Raw genomic sequence first — 14773 nt, 5'->3', positions numbered from 1 at the left:
TTCGAGCGCGGATTTAAAGAAAAATGATTAATCAGTGAAACATTTTCTCAGATATTTAATTTTAGCAGCAGTTACCGGGATGATGGTGGTGGCCTGTGATTCATCTGATGATGATAAAAAGCGTAGCATCGGTGAAGCATATTTCCCGCTTAAAACAGGTTCCTACCAGGTTTATGATGTCAATGAGATCATCTATACTTTAGGCGTCCCTGAAACATTGCAGTATCAATTAAAGGTGGCGATCGTTGATAAGTTCCTGAACACTGAAGGCGACAGTGCTTTCGTAATTCACCGCAGCAAACGAAATACAGACATCGACCCGTGGGTCTATAATGCAACTTGGTCAGTACGAAACAGCAACCTTGAAATAGTACAGAACGAAGAGAATATCTCATATGTAAAATTGAAGTTTCCGGTAAATGCAGGAGTCACGTGGAATGGTAATGCTTACAATACTCTGGAAGAAGACGAGTATATACTGGAGTCTGTAAATACAACAGAGACTTTTAATGATCAATCATTTTCCGATTGTCTCACTGTGAACCAAAGCGATAATGACGACTATATTGTCTTCCTTGATCAGCGCAAAGAAGTATATGCTAAAGATATAGGACTTGTTCACAAGGCAACGACTCAACTAAGCTTCTGTACAAAAGATAATTGTCTCGGGCAGCAACAAGTGGAGAGTGGTACAATCTATCAACAGACAATCAGGGCGTATGGTGTGGAGTAATGGTGTTCGCGTTATAGTTTTACTGCTCATCAGTATAACATCCTTCGCACAGGTAAACCGGTATGTAGTTATATTTAAAGATAAGGCAGGCACGCCTTATACTACTTCCAATCCGGCAGAATTTCTTTCACAACGCGCCATCGATCGTAGGGCTAATCAAAATATAGCAATCACGGAACAAGATTTGCCCGTAAATCCGAATTATGTACTTGCTGTGCGTGATGCTGGCGCAGAAGTATACTTTAAAACGCGCTGGTTCAATGGCGTGCTGGTACAGTGCGATGAGTCGGTGGTCTCAGCACTTGAAGGTTTATCATTCGTTGAACGCGTGGAATATGTAGCACCCAATGCCAAGCTCATGACCAATGGACGGAAAAAGTCGAATACCAAAGCACGTTCATCCAAAGCATCCGATGTAACCCAAACCCAACTCGGCATGGTAGGTATAGATGATATGCATGTCGGTGGATTTCATGGTGAAGGAATGGTCGTTGGAATTTTTGATAGTGGTTTTCAAGGCGTGAATGTAAATGAACCGTTCCAGGCTATATTTTCTGAGAACCGGATAAACCTGACGGTATCGCATGATTTTGTATATAACACAAAAGATATATTTCAATACGATGAGCATGGTGCAGAAGTGTTTTCTGTGATCGCTGCCCATCAGGAGGGTACCTATACCGGGGGCGCTTACAAAGCAAGTTACCAGCTTTTCGTTACCGAAGACGTTAGTACAGAATATAGAATTGAAGAGTATAACTGGCTCTTTGCTGCAGAACTTGCAGATAGTGCCGGTGTAGATGTGATCAACTCTTCATTAGGCTATAATACCTTTGATGATTCATCCATGGACTACGCGAAGGCCGCACTGGATGGAAAGACTACGGTAATCACACGTGCTGCACAATGGGCCGCGGACCGTGGTATAATTATAGTTTGCAGCGCTGGTAATGAAGGCGCAGTTGCGTGGCAAATTATAACTGCACCTGCAGATGCTAAAGATATACTGGCAGTTGCTTCGGTAACCAGTACAGGTATACGCGTGCCCTCCAGCTCCAAGGGCCCAAGCCCGAGTATAGATGGAATTGTCAAGCCAGATGTAGCTGCGATGGGTTCCAATACAAGTGTTATACTTCCCAATGGTTCAGTGGGGTCAGCTTCGGGTACTTCGCTCGCAGCACCCATCATTACTAGTCTGGTAACCGGTATATGGCAGCATTACCCTTCTTTAACCAACAAGGAGATATTGGACATCATTCGTCAGTCGGGCTCACAAGCCAATACACCTGATAACCTGTTGGGCTATGGTATACCCAATTATCTTACTGTAGAAACTTTACTGAAGTACCTGCGCGAAAATCCATTTATAGTATATCCGAATCCGGCTATTGACGATACACTTTCTATCAAACCTTTCAGCGCCGTAGAAGTATCGGCCTGCCAGATTGAATTTATTTCTCCGAAGGGACAATTGTTATTTACAAGCGATCTGACGTTCTCTAAAGAGAATCCTTCACAAACGCTCAACCTCTCAACCTATGCAGCCGGCTTGTATATACTTCGCATCCACTGGAACAACCAAGTGCTGACACATCGGATTGCAGTACGGTGATCGTTATAGGTTATCCGGGCGTTGTGATTCAGGGTATTGCCAGACAAAACGTAAATGTACTTCCAACATTCTGCTGGCTTTCTATAGTAAACTCACCGCCATTCTTTTCAACGAACTCGCGACAAAGCATTAGCCCAAGTCCAGATCCTTTTTCTCCTGCTGTTCCGTACGTTGTAAAGTATTCTTTGTCCAGGATTTTACCGATATCTTCAGGGGAAAGACCCGTCCCCGTATCGCGCACCGATATGTAGGTATATCTTTTCTCTGCTCTCGTGTTTACTTCAATCGTACCGTATTCAGGAGTAAATTTAATCGCATTGCTGATGAGATTGCGGATTACAAGTTTTATCATATCCTTATCGGCATAGACGTCAAGAGACTTTTGCGAGCCTGAAGTCAGGTTGATAGATTTTTTCAACGCTTGCGCGCTTAGTAAATTAATATTTTCATCAATGACATTTAAAAGATTAAACACAGATGGTTTAACCTGTATACCCTCCATCTGTCCTTTTGCCCAGTGTAACAAGTTGTCGGTAAGTGTAGCTACATACGTAACCCGTTCTTTAAGATCAGGCATGAGTTGCGTTCTAAATTCATCCGGTGATATATATCCCGATTCAATCATGTTGAATATCTCCCGAACCTGATGTATAGGCCCGCGCATGTCGTGGGAGATGATCGAAAATAATTTATCCTTGGTGTAGTTTGAAGCTTTAAGAACTTCGGCCTGACTTTTTACTTCCTCATTCATTGCCAATAGTTCCCTGGTCTTTTCATCGACCTCCTTTTTGAGGATTTCCTTTTGTCTGTTCACCCGTTTTGTCTTGAGATTAATAAGCCAGTACAACAGAACCGTAAAAATGACGACAACCAGTATCAAGTATACTATATAGGCCCACAATGTTCTATAAACGGGCGGATCTATATGAAATGTCATGCTTGCAATTCGACTCTTATTTTTATAAATATTCCGGGCACGTACTACAAATGTATAGTCACCCTCCGGCAAATTCGTAAAGTGCGCTTCTCTCGCATTAGTCCAGGCAGACCATTCTTTATCGAAACCGAGTAGCTTATATTGAAATTCATTCTTTTCAGCATCTTCATAGTACATCACATCAAAGTCAAACAAGATGCTATTCCACGAGTAAGGAATGCTTGCGGTCTGACGCGTAGTGCCATTTACATAAATAATAGAATCAGCTGCTATTACTTTTTTGATAATAGGTTGGAGAGGTTGCTGGTAGTGTGTTTTTTGTTTAGGATTATACGTTATAATCCTGCTATTATTACCGAACCATGCTCCTTGCTGCGTAGCCATTAAGATCCCGTCTGAATCGCCCCATGTGATCTTATTAAAGGGCGTGAGTAAAGCTGAGTACGTTCCGTTAATTTCTTTTGTCAGTACGCCAGCAATCTCTTTCACGTGGTCATTTCCCCTAAAATAAATCTGACCGTCCTCACCCTCAGCCAATGAATAAATAGTAATACCTTGTAGCGCCTTTTGAAAACGATAATCTGGTTCAAAGACATCTTTAGATTCATTGTAAGAATATATACCATCTTGCGTTGCAGCAATGATTTTCTGATCGCTTAATTTAAAGATACTGTTGTTGAGACTGGAAGGAAGTTGATGGGATGTTGTATAGAGCTTTTTAGAAATGACAGCGTCCATCGCTTCATTTAACTGTAGTTTCCAAATGCCTTTCCCTTCATGCGAAATCCATACATTACCCTTGTCATCTTCCTGGATATACCTGGTTTCTTCTTCAAAGCCTCTTATTTTATGCTTCGTCCACACGGTGTTGTTTTTTTTCAGCAACCAGAGACCTGAATTATAACTGCTCATAATCAAACAGTCACGATGTTTGTTAGGAGCATATAGTGTCTGAGGATATTCATGTGATATTATTTTAGTAGCCTTTCGTCCCATTACCTCGAAGACACCGCTGTCATATGCTACGTAAAGATGATCGTCTGATTTATAAATAGTCCAAATGGGCCCCTCCACTCCCGGAATTAACTCAAATTCACCTCCGTCCATTTGGTGATACAGTCCAGTACTTGTACCGGTGTATTGTTGTCCATCTTGCTCTTCTAAACAATATATGACTCCATGAAAACCATTCGTTTTATCAAAATAGGCGAGCGGAGAACTTGTAATGATTAAACCTATAAATTCGTCTGTTGTAAACCAGAGGTTGTGTTGGGCATCTTCATATAGTATAGTATTCTGTAAATTACTATCGTCAAGCATTGACTGGGTTACCCTGTAGAGAACTTTACCATTCAGATCAACAATAATAATCTCACGATCCGTGAGAATGGCAAACCTTCCATCGTATAGCGGGCGAATATTTATTATAGAAAGTTCTTTCAAACTTGCATTAAGATTTTCGGAAAGAACAGACATTTTGTCTTTAGAGGCTGCGCCTGGATCCACGACCCATATCTGATTTTTATCATCCATCATCAAGAGATTCCCTTTATAACTTGTTATCAGGGTGATGTTGATATTCAGATTTAAACCTGTTTCCACAAACGCATTGTTCCTATATACGTAAAGCGTAGACTGTTCATCTCTTATCGTATACACCGAATCTCCCAATTGATAAAACCACAACCCCGTTTTATTCAAAAAATCAATTTTGCCGTTTCGGTATATATAGGCATGTTCATCATCACTAAATAAGACTGTTTCACCCCAAACCTCTACATCGCTTATATTTTTTACATCATGTCTTCTCGTTTCCGGGAGTAACGGCATGAATGAAACGTATTTAAAATTGCCCTTACCTGTTCTTTCGAGATATCCAAATTCTCGATCTGCTCCAACATATACTTTGCCATCTTGATGAATATCAAGCGATCGGAGATAAGCTTTGCCAGGTAGTGCGATCAGTTGCCAATGAATGCCATCAAATATGAGCACCCCATTTGTATTGGCAAAATAAAGTGTGCCTTGGTGATCTTGCACCATACGCCAGTTTTGAGTAGAAGCCTGATATACCTCTATGGGATATTTCTGTATTAAAAGTTGCTGTCCGTTTATTTTGTAGCAGCCAGCGATAAGCAGGATAACAGATATATAGAACTTCATATACTATGCATCAATAATTAGAAATTGCGATTAACTTGCTGTGATGTTCAACATCCCCGTGTATTTCATTGGTCTTCTATTTGGTAAATCAGATTATCTGAATCATTCAGATCGGTTGGATATCGGATTATATCAAAAGTATTAAAAGTGGTAACCTAATGAATCGGTAAAAATGACCTAAGAGGCTCCGTATTTTTACTGAGAACATAATGAGTAGAGAAACCATTTTTTATCAGTGAAAATATAGATGCTTCCGTCCGTATTCTCTTTATTTCATGGATGGATGGATTACTATAAATTCGAACAATTTTTAAGTCACCCAAAGAATACATACAGCAACTAAAATATATCCCCCAAAAAAAACGAGGCTGTATGTATGGGTATGGTCGTGCTATTATCAGGCTCAGTGCTGAGCCTTACTTTTAGACTTTCAAAATCAACAAACTGACGCAGGAATTAAATGCGCTATCTGATAATTACTTGCTTATTTTCTTTTACCTGTTTTCTTATCAGAGGGCAGCAACTATTCGTGCAAAATTATCCCATAGAGGTTTATCAAGGAGCCAGTCAGAATTGGGCTGTGCGTCAGGATAAGCAAGGCACTATTTATATTGCTAACACAGAAGGTGTGCTCAAGTATGATGGTAACCGTTGGGATCTTCTGTCACTACCAGACAAAGAGGCTATATATGCAGTTGACATTGATTCCGCAGGTAAAGTTTACATCGCGTCTGACTATGATCTGGGTTATTTCCAACGCAAGGCCAACGAAAGGTATGAATACCATTCGTTGCTTTCAAAACTGCCTGACTCCTGTAAACAGAACATGGCGATTACCTGGATCAGAGTCATTGACAACAAGGTTTTTTTTCGAGGTGAAAATCACGTCTATGTTTATAACGATGGCCATTTCAAAATTTTGCATACCCTGAGTCAGGGAATGATTCAGAATCCCAACAACCTATATATTCAAAAAGATAATGGGTTACATCGATACAAAAATGATGGATTTGAGACTGCACCTTATTTCAGGAAAATAAAGGGAATGGTATATAAATGGGTTACGGATTATGGCCCTGACAGTTTCCTGGTGCTGGATGATAAAAATCAGGTCTGGCTCGTTGATGAAAAACACCCGGAACAGTGGAAGGTTTTTTCCGAACAACTCAACCAGAATTTGAAAAACCTGAAAATCCAGAGTATGGCCTGCCTTGACAATGGCAATATTGCAATTCATATCGGGAAGGGAATCCTTTTTTTTAGCACGGAGGGAAAATTACATTACAGTATATATAAAGATGACCTTATGTTATGGGGATATCTCTTTGAAGATAAGCAACATAATCTTTGGGTAAATGGTGATTCGAAAATTCTCCAGGTTATATCCAGTTCTCAGCTTTCCTATTACGACAGTGAAAATGGTTTGGAGGGCTTTGTCCTCTCCCTGGGAAGAAAAGGAAGTGATCAATATATAGGAACCGATAAGGGAATTTTATACCAGGAAAACAGAAATACTTTTACTTTACTGCAAGGGACAGAAGGTGGTGCATGGAATTTTTACAATTTTCAGGACAAGCTCTACGTAATGAATGAATCGGGCGTGTTCGAGCTACAAGGCAAGAAGGTAACGAAGATCCTTGGACATGAATGGGTAATGTCAATGTGTGAGCTTAGAAAGCATTCTGACAGGATCATTCTGGGTACTTATTATAACGGTATCTGGTTGCTGCAGCAAAAAGGAAATGAATGGAGCAAGAAGAAAATAAAGGGGTTTGAAGAGGAGACGCGCTATATACAGGAGGATGAGGAAGGAAATATCTGGATCAGTCATTACAACAAAGGCATTTGGAAGCTACAGTTAAATGAGCAGATGGATTCCGTGGTCTCCCGCACTTTTTATGGCAAACCAAACGGATTGCCGTCAAACCTCAATAACAGGATTTATCGTTTGAATGGAGAAGTTGTTGCAGCTACTGTTGATGGAATATATCGGTATAACAAAAACAGTGACCGATTTGAGTCTCAGGAGAAGTATAACAAGGCATTGGGGAAAGGATTTTGTATCTATAGTTTTACAGAAAGTCCGGAAGGTGATATTTATTTTTGGGGAGCTCACGCACACAAAAACGAAACAGCAGGGGTTTTAAAAAAACAGTCAGACGGAAACTTCAAACTGCTACTAACACCATTCAATAAAATTGCCACTCCTTTTCGGGATTTAAGACTAGATGTAGATGCTCCAATACTTGTTGGCAATTCGGGGGAAGTATGGATCGGGAATAATTGGAAAGTGTATAGCTATAACCCGAACCAGAAATATTTTTATAACGACCCGATACAGCTGTCTATTCAGAAAGTATGGACCCGGGATTCTTTAATTTATCAGCATCCTGAAAAAGAATCAACTCATACTTTGCCCTTTGCTTTTAACAACTTCAAGTTCGAGTTTCTTTGTTCATTTTTTGAGGATACCGATAAAAACCTATACCAGTATAAAATGGATGGTTTTGAAAATAAGTGGTCAGACTGGACCCTCATCAAGGAAGCGTTTTTTACCAATTTGCCTGAAGGAAACTATACTTTTTATGTCAGAGCAAAAAATATATATGGAGTTGTCAGTGAACCGGCTTCATTTACTTTTAGAATAGCCCCACCGTGGTATAGAACAGCACTGGGTTATCTTCTCTATATAGTTTCATTTTTTGCCTTACTATATAGCGTTATACAACTCAATATACGAAGGATAAAAAAACAAAAAATTGCGTTGGAGGAAGTTGTTACAGAAAAAACGAAGGAACTGATTAACGTTAACGAAGAACTATCACAACAGAATTATCAACTTTACGATGCCAAGATTACAATTGAGAATCGAAATAGAGAGATAAAGCATAGAAATGAAACCCTTGAAGAAGAGGTAAGCAGGAGAACGAAAGAACTGGTAGAATACAACCATCAGCTTGAGCAATTCGCTTTTGTTACTGCACATAATCTGCGAGGACCTGTTGCCAGGATATTGGGGCTTGGTAACATTTTGAACCTGACTGAAAATGTTCCTCATGAGGTGAAGACAATAACTGATAAACTGGTTTTTACTGCGGAGGAGATTGATTCCGTAGTTTCCGATCTCAATCAGATATTACAGATCAAAAACACACCGAGTCAATTAGAAGAACTCGATCTGGAAAAGATAACCAGTAAAGTGATTTCAGATCTTGAAAAAGAAATCAAGAATGCAAATGCAATTATCAGCACCGACTTTTCAGAAATTCAATCAATCATTACTTCCAAAGTTTATCTTGAAAGCGTGTTATTTAACTTGTTAGGTAATTCAATTAAATTCCGACATCCTGACCGAGTTCCTGATATTAAAATAACTGCGGTAAATGCAAATGACTATATCTCTCTTATCATTTCTGATAATGGCTTAGGAATTGATTTACAAAAAAACAAGGATAAGCTCTTTACGCTTTATGCCAGGTTTCACCTGCACATTGATGGTAAAGGACGGGGACTTCACCTGGCACAAACTCAAATGTCAGCATTGGGTGGAAAGATTAAAGTTCAAAGCGAAGTTGATATTGGAACAACCTTTGAAGTGCTTTTTAAAAAGCCCGACCTTTCAATCTTTTGAATCAGCGAAATTCAAACGTCTTTCACACTATAGCCAGGAAGCTACAGTGGCAATTCTTCGATAACGATTCAGGTTGCCTGGAAAAATATAGTAAATCTCCGGTAATAGTTATGAAGGTTAAAAAGAGTAACGACTATAGATATAGCGATTACTCTTTTTAATCTTGAGCTTTATACCTGTGATCAATCTTTTAAATCGCTACTAATATGTAGGCATGGAAGGATCGATCTCTTTTGCCCACGCGAGGATGCCACCTTTGAGATTATATAGATTGGTGAATCCATGATTTTTTTCAAGCCACTGTACCATGTTACCACTGCGTGCACCACTGCGGCAATGGACGACCACTTGTTTATCTTTTGAGATTCTATCGATGCTGTGCGGAACGTCTGCTTGTGGGATCAACTCACCATCAATATTGCAGATATCGAATTCATGTGGCTCGCGTACATCGATTAATTGAAAATCTGCTTTGGAGTCGATGAGTTCTTTTAACTCTTGTACCGTTACTTCTTTCATTGTATTCTCTTGATTAAGGTTCAAAGATTTATTTTTCCATCCATTTATACCACAAAATTCATCATAATCCACTAAATGTTTTATAGTAGCGTGTGCCTGCCGGTTTGGAATGGTGATGATATTCTGCTGCATCGTAGTGCTATCGAACAATAAAAGTTTATCCGCGAGTGGTTCGCCAATGCCTGCAACGATCTTGATAACTTCATTGGCTTGCATGCAACCAATCATGCCTGGCAACACACCCAACACACCTGCTTGTTCACAATTAGGCGTGCTCGCAGGATCTGGTGGCTCTGGAAAGAGATCGCGGTAGTTCGCACTGAAGCTTCCGTCATTTTTCAAATGATTAAAGACCGCAACCTGACCTTCAAACTTCAGGATCGATCCATACACAAAAGGTTTGTTGAGTAATACGCAGGCATCGTTGATCAGATAGCGTGCCGGAAAATTATCCGTACCATCCAGCACAACATCATATTCACGGATTATATCCAACGCATTGGAAGCCTGCAAGGAAAAAGCATAGCCCTGGAGTTGAATGGCAGAGTTCAGTGCCTTCAATCGCGATACTGCCGCCAGCGCTTTCTTTTTTCCGACATCACCTTCAGTATATAATACCTGGCGCTGCAAATTAGAAAGATCAAGAGTATCGGCATCTACAATCCCCAGTGTACCAATGCCAGCAGCCGCGAGATAGAGCAGGGCAGGAGAGCCAAGGCCTCCGGCACCCACCACCAATACTTTAGCATCTTTTAATTTTATCTGGCCGTTCACACCAAATTCTTGTAACACAAGGTGGCGGCTATACCGTTTATGATCTTCGTTCGTTAACTTGCTCATTCAATTCAAAAATACGATACACACAAATGCAACGAAAAAATTTCTCTTCTGGTGCCAAATGGGAAGATATTGTCGGGTACTCCCGGGCTGTGTTGGTTGGTAATCATCTTGAAATTTCAGGAACGGTAGCCACCGATGAGAATGGTGTGGTTGGTAAAGGAAGTTTTTACCAGCAGACAAAATTTATTCTGGAGAAGATAGAAAGAGTTTTACAACAGGCAGGGTTTACGTTACAGGATGTTGTGCGCACCCGTATGTTTGTAACGGATATATCACAATGGGAGTCTATCGGAAAAGCACATGGCGAGTTCTTTCAGCAGATCAAACCTGCTACCTCGATGATCGAGATCAGTTCATTGATCGATCCGGATTACCTTGTGGAGATAGAAGTGACCGCCATCAAAAGTTAATTTTAAACAGACTATATTTTTTAAACGCATGAGTGAACTCAAATCAAAGCTATATAAGCTTTGCCACGCCTATGTTGATCAACGGATAGAAACAACACAGAAAGCAATGGAAGCCTTGCAGGTATCTGCCGATGAAGAAACAAAAAGTAGTGTAGGCGATAAATATGAAACCGGCCGCGCTATGATGCAGCTGGAGATGGAGAAGTATAGCGTGCAGCTGAATGAAGCTGTAAAACTAAAGCAGACTATCAGTCAGATGGAGACCGTGGTACAAACTGATGTGGTGCAGCCGGGCTGCCTGGTACGAACCAATCAGGGAAACTTCTATATATCCATCAGTGCTGGACTGCTGAAGGTAAATGATGAATCTTTTTTTGCTATATCAACGGCATCACCCATTGGTACAAAGCTGTTGGGGCTAAAGGTGAAAGATACATTTAACTTTAACAACAAAGTATACGAAATACAACGTATTGAGTAGACCGTAGAATCCATTTCATCATCACTATAGAAGTATATATTTTAAAAGCCTGACATTGTATGCCGCATATATCCGTAATTTCTGCCAGTGTTCGTACCGGTCGCATCAGCCATCGCGTAGCCCTATATTTCCGAAACTATATACTTGAAAACGGGCTCGGAACAGTTGAGATTCTGGACTTGAATGAATACCAGTTCCCTGTATTTCACGAACGACTGGATCACCAGGAGAATCCACTTCCGCAGACATTGGAGTTTGCCGACAAGATCCGGAAGTCTGATGGAGTTATCATTGTTACACCGGAATACAACGGTGGCTATCCGGCCAGTATAAAAAACGTAACGGACCTTCTATACAAGGACTGGCATCGGAAACCAATCGCTATATCTACTGTATCCGATGGCTCGTTTGGCGGAACACAAGTAATTACTTCATTGCAATTTTCGCTGTGGAAAATTCGGGCTTGGGTAGTTCCTGCCATGTTTCCTGTTCCGAAAGCGCAGGAGTTGCTGGATGAACAAGGCAATGCAAAAGATAAAGCTGTACTTGATAAGCGTGCGAAAGGATTTGTAAGTGAATTGTTATGGTGTATCGAAGCCCGCAAGCGAATGGAATCATAAGGGATGAAGATTAATTCTTCAATCGCTCAATCAAAAGATTAGAAAACACGTTATTACCCAGAATGCCGTTTTTACGCGGTACAATTACCACCAGATTTGTACACATGGATAAGTCGTTTCTTCAGAAACTATATCAATCGCACCAGGCGTGCCCAACGTGCCCGACACCCGCAGAGGTGTCCTATTTCTTTGTGGAATTATTGGGAGCGTTGTTTGCCGACTTCACACAACTCTCACATTTATCCGAGGATGATTTTGCGCGGCTGATGAATAAACAACAGGATGACCTTGAAAAATTGCTGCGAAACAATCTGGCTTCCGATGCAGGTGGTTCCACAAAACTCGCGGATGATTTCTTTCAGGCGTTGCCTGATATTCATACACGAATTGAAGAAGACGTTACCGCGATGTATGAAGGAGATCCGGCTGCGAAAAGCAGGAGTGAAGTAGTGCGTACGTATCCAGGATTTTATGCTATAGCAGCATACCGTATGGCCCACCAGTTGTTAAAGCAAGGCGTAAAGGAAATACCACGCATCATCACGGAACATGCACATAGCAAGACGGGCATTGATATACATCCCGGAGCAACGATAGGAAGACATTTTTGCATCGATCACGGTACCGGTGTGGTGATTGGTGAAACTTCTGTTATTGGCGATCATGTCAAGATATACCAGGGCGTTACTCTTGGAGCATTGAGTGTTAACAAAGAGGATGCTTCGCGCAAGCGCCATCCGACTCTGGAAGATCACGTTGTAGTGTATGCAGGGGCTACGATTCTCGGTGGCGAAACGGTTATCGGTCATCACAGCGTTATTGGCGGAAATGTGTGGCTTACACGAAGCGTTCCCCCATTATCAAAAATCTATTACCAGGCTAAAATGTTTAATGGCGATACCAACGAAACCGACCTGGTGGTCTTTCGATCGCATGAATAATGTTATTAATATTCTGAGGAAAAAGCAGATACAGCCATCTCACTTCTAATTAGTATCTTTGGCCGAGGTTTGAATGCCTGCTTGTGAAAAAACGCTTTCTCTTTCTTCTGCTTCTTCTGGCAAGTAAAACGCTTGTTGTCGGTCAGGGATTTACACGGCAAACCTACCACGATCCCGAGAAGAAACACATCAAGGAAATATACCAGGTCAAAGACACCATTCGTAACATCGCGCATGGTAAATACTTGTCGTATTATCTGAACGGCAACATTGAATCAAAAGGACAATTTGAGAATAACGAGACAGCCGGTGTCTGGGAGTTTTACTATGAAACCGGTAAGCTTAAGATGCGCGGCATTCTTTTTAAAAGCACAAACTATGGTTTATGGGAATACTTTTATGAGAGTGGTCAGAAAAGTATGGAAGGAATCGTGAATGGTAAGGACCGTCAGGGGGAATGGAAATCATACTATGAAAATGGGCAAGTAAAAGAAACGGGAGCCTATAAGGACAAGAAGCACGTTGGCATCTGGAGAAATTATTTTGAAGATGGGACATTAAAAGGCGAGATAGACTATACCGATGATTTTGGGAGATATACTGAGTATTATCATTCGGGAAAAGTATTAAGCGAAGGTAATAAGACAGGAACCAAGAATACAGGACATTGGCGATACCTGGCAGAAGATGGATCGCTTGAAAGTGAAGGGGATTATGAGAATGGAAAGAAGAATGACGAGTGGATCACCTATTATCCTTCTGGTAAAGTTTTATCGAAGGGTAAGTATGTACAAGATCAACCTACTGGTAAATGGGAATATTATTTTGAAGATGGTACTACACGGTCTTCGGGAGAATTTACAGAAGGCAAAAAGAACGGATATTGGAAAACGCTTAACACCGATGGGTCTGTAAAGAGTGAAGCTACATTTGACCAGGGAACGGGAGAGTATCGCGAATACTATACTAGCGGAAAGTTAAGAATAAAGGGTCTTGTTAAAGAAGGGAAACGCCAGGGGAAGTGGATGTTTTATTATGAGGATGGTAAACGTGAAGGTGAGTGCGACTATATAGATGATAAAGGTATATATCGCGGCTACTATCCCAATGGAAGCTTGCAAACCAAGGGAGCGTATGAGGGTGAATTGAAAACCGGTACGTGGGAAATATACGAAACGGATGGACGACTCTCCGGTTACTACAGACCTTATTATAATGACCGTAAACTCGGTAAAGAAATCACGCAGCTTGCTACCAGGAGTACACATCGGGCCAAGCAACAAGCAAAGGGTTTTAGATATTTCAGGGAGAAAGGGAACGAGTTTCAAGGCGTGATCATGAGTACGAATCCTATATGGCTCGCCGTTGGCAGAATTCCTTTTGGAGTAGAATTTTACTTGCAGGAGAGACTTGGGCATGAATTCGAATTTGTGGGTATACGTGATCCTTTCTTTACTTCAGACCTGAACATTGCACCGGGCAAACAATTCCAACGGGGATATAGCATCAGCATCAAACAAAAATTTTACAACGGACTGAAAGCAGGCATGTGGTATTTCGGTCATGAAATAAGGTTTACGAATCTTGGTCATTTTGTTAATCAACCAATCGATCAGAATCCTAATCAAATATTTACATTTAACTCGGTAGAGCAACGCATAGAATGGGGGCCGTTACTCGGCTATCGCATCATGCGTAAAAACAATAGTCGTGGTTTCACAATCGACACGTTTGCCTCGTATGATTTTGGCTATAGAAGTTTCGATGTAGATCCCACTTTTGCGAGTTACTTTGACGACCTCAATCAATCCAAGTTATCAACCAGTTTTCATTTCGGACTGAACTTTGGAAATGTATTCTCATTCCGTTAAGGGCTAAAAGCTTTT

General features: G+C 40.9%; 10 protein-coding genes. 8 read left to right on the top strand and 2 right to left on the bottom strand.

The window, feature by feature from the left end; genetic code table 11:
• Positions 1-34: 34 nt before the first annotated feature.
• Both B5Y40_RS20920 and B5Y40_RS20915 read left to right on the top strand, forming a co-directional pair.
• Positions 35-733, top strand: a complete 699-nt coding sequence (locus B5Y40_RS20920; protein WP_143785864.1) for a hypothetical protein — start codon at positions 35-37, stop codon at positions 731-733.
• Complete coding sequence (locus B5Y40_RS20915; RefSeq protein ID WP_143785863.1) at positions 687-2345, top strand: S8 family peptidase; 1659 nt, start codon at positions 687-689, stop codon at positions 2343-2345. Before B5Y40_RS20920 ends, B5Y40_RS20915 begins: the two co-directional genes overlap by 47 nt.
• A 28-nt stretch (positions 2346-2373) precedes the next feature.
• Here B5Y40_RS20915 and B5Y40_RS20910 read toward each other — a convergent pair whose 3' ends face one another.
• Positions 2374-5445: a sensor histidine kinase gene (locus tag B5Y40_RS20910; protein ID WP_079688790.1), complete on the bottom strand. Its 3072-nt coding sequence runs from the start codon at positions 5443-5445 to the stop codon at positions 2374-2376.
• 529 nt (positions 5446-5974) lie between these two features.
• Between B5Y40_RS20910 and B5Y40_RS20905 the strand changes: the two genes are divergently transcribed.
• Entirely contained in the window at positions 5975-9076 is a 3102-nt protein-coding gene (locus B5Y40_RS20905) for a sensor histidine kinase (protein WP_159453766.1), read from the top strand.
• A 201-nt stretch (positions 9077-9277) separates the two neighbouring features.
• Here the strand turns inward: B5Y40_RS20905 and moeB are convergent, their stop codons facing one another.
• Positions 9278-10435 carry a molybdopterin-synthase adenylyltransferase MoeB gene (gene moeB / locus B5Y40_RS20900; protein WP_079688788.1) on the bottom strand — a complete coding sequence of 386 codons (1158 nt, stop codon included), beginning with the start codon at positions 10433-10435 and terminating at the stop codon, positions 9278-9280.
• Positions 10436-10461: 26 nt separating this feature from the next.
• On the opposite strand from moeB, the gene B5Y40_RS20895 reads away from it, so the two are divergent.
• From B5Y40_RS20895 to B5Y40_RS20875, 5 genes are all read left to right on the top strand, one after another.
• Positions 10462-10845, top strand: coding sequence for a RidA family protein (locus B5Y40_RS20895; protein ID WP_079688787.1), 384 nt, complete (start codon positions 10462-10464; stop codon positions 10843-10845).
• Positions 10846-10873: 28 nt separating this feature from the next.
• Entirely contained in the window at positions 10874-11326 is a 453-nt protein-coding gene (locus tag B5Y40_RS20890; protein WP_079688786.1) for a hypothetical protein, read from the top strand.
• 59 nt (positions 11327-11385) lie between these two features.
• A complete protein-coding gene (locus B5Y40_RS20885; RefSeq protein ID WP_079688785.1) occupies positions 11386-11946 on the top strand; it encodes an NADPH-dependent FMN reductase in 561 nt (186 codons plus the stop codon).
• 104 nt (positions 11947-12050) lie between these two features.
• Complete coding sequence (gene epsC, locus B5Y40_RS20880; protein WP_079688784.1) at positions 12051-12887, top strand: serine O-acetyltransferase EpsC; 837 nt, start codon at positions 12051-12053, stop codon at positions 12885-12887.
• Positions 12888-12970: 83 nt separating this feature from the next.
• Positions 12971-14758 (top strand): toxin-antitoxin system YwqK family antitoxin, encoded by a 1788-nt coding sequence (locus B5Y40_RS20875; protein WP_079688783.1) that lies wholly within the window; start codon positions 12971-12973, stop codon positions 14756-14758.
• Positions 14759-14773: the final 15 nt, after the last annotated feature.

It is taken from the genome of Ohtaekwangia koreensis, assembly GCF_900167975.1.
In the GTDB taxonomy this organism is placed as follows: domain Bacteria; phylum Bacteroidota; class Bacteroidia; order Cytophagales; family Cyclobacteriaceae; genus Ohtaekwangia; species Ohtaekwangia koreensis.
Note: the sequence above shows the minus strand (reverse complement) of the source record. Positions and strands in the feature narration are given on the sequence as shown.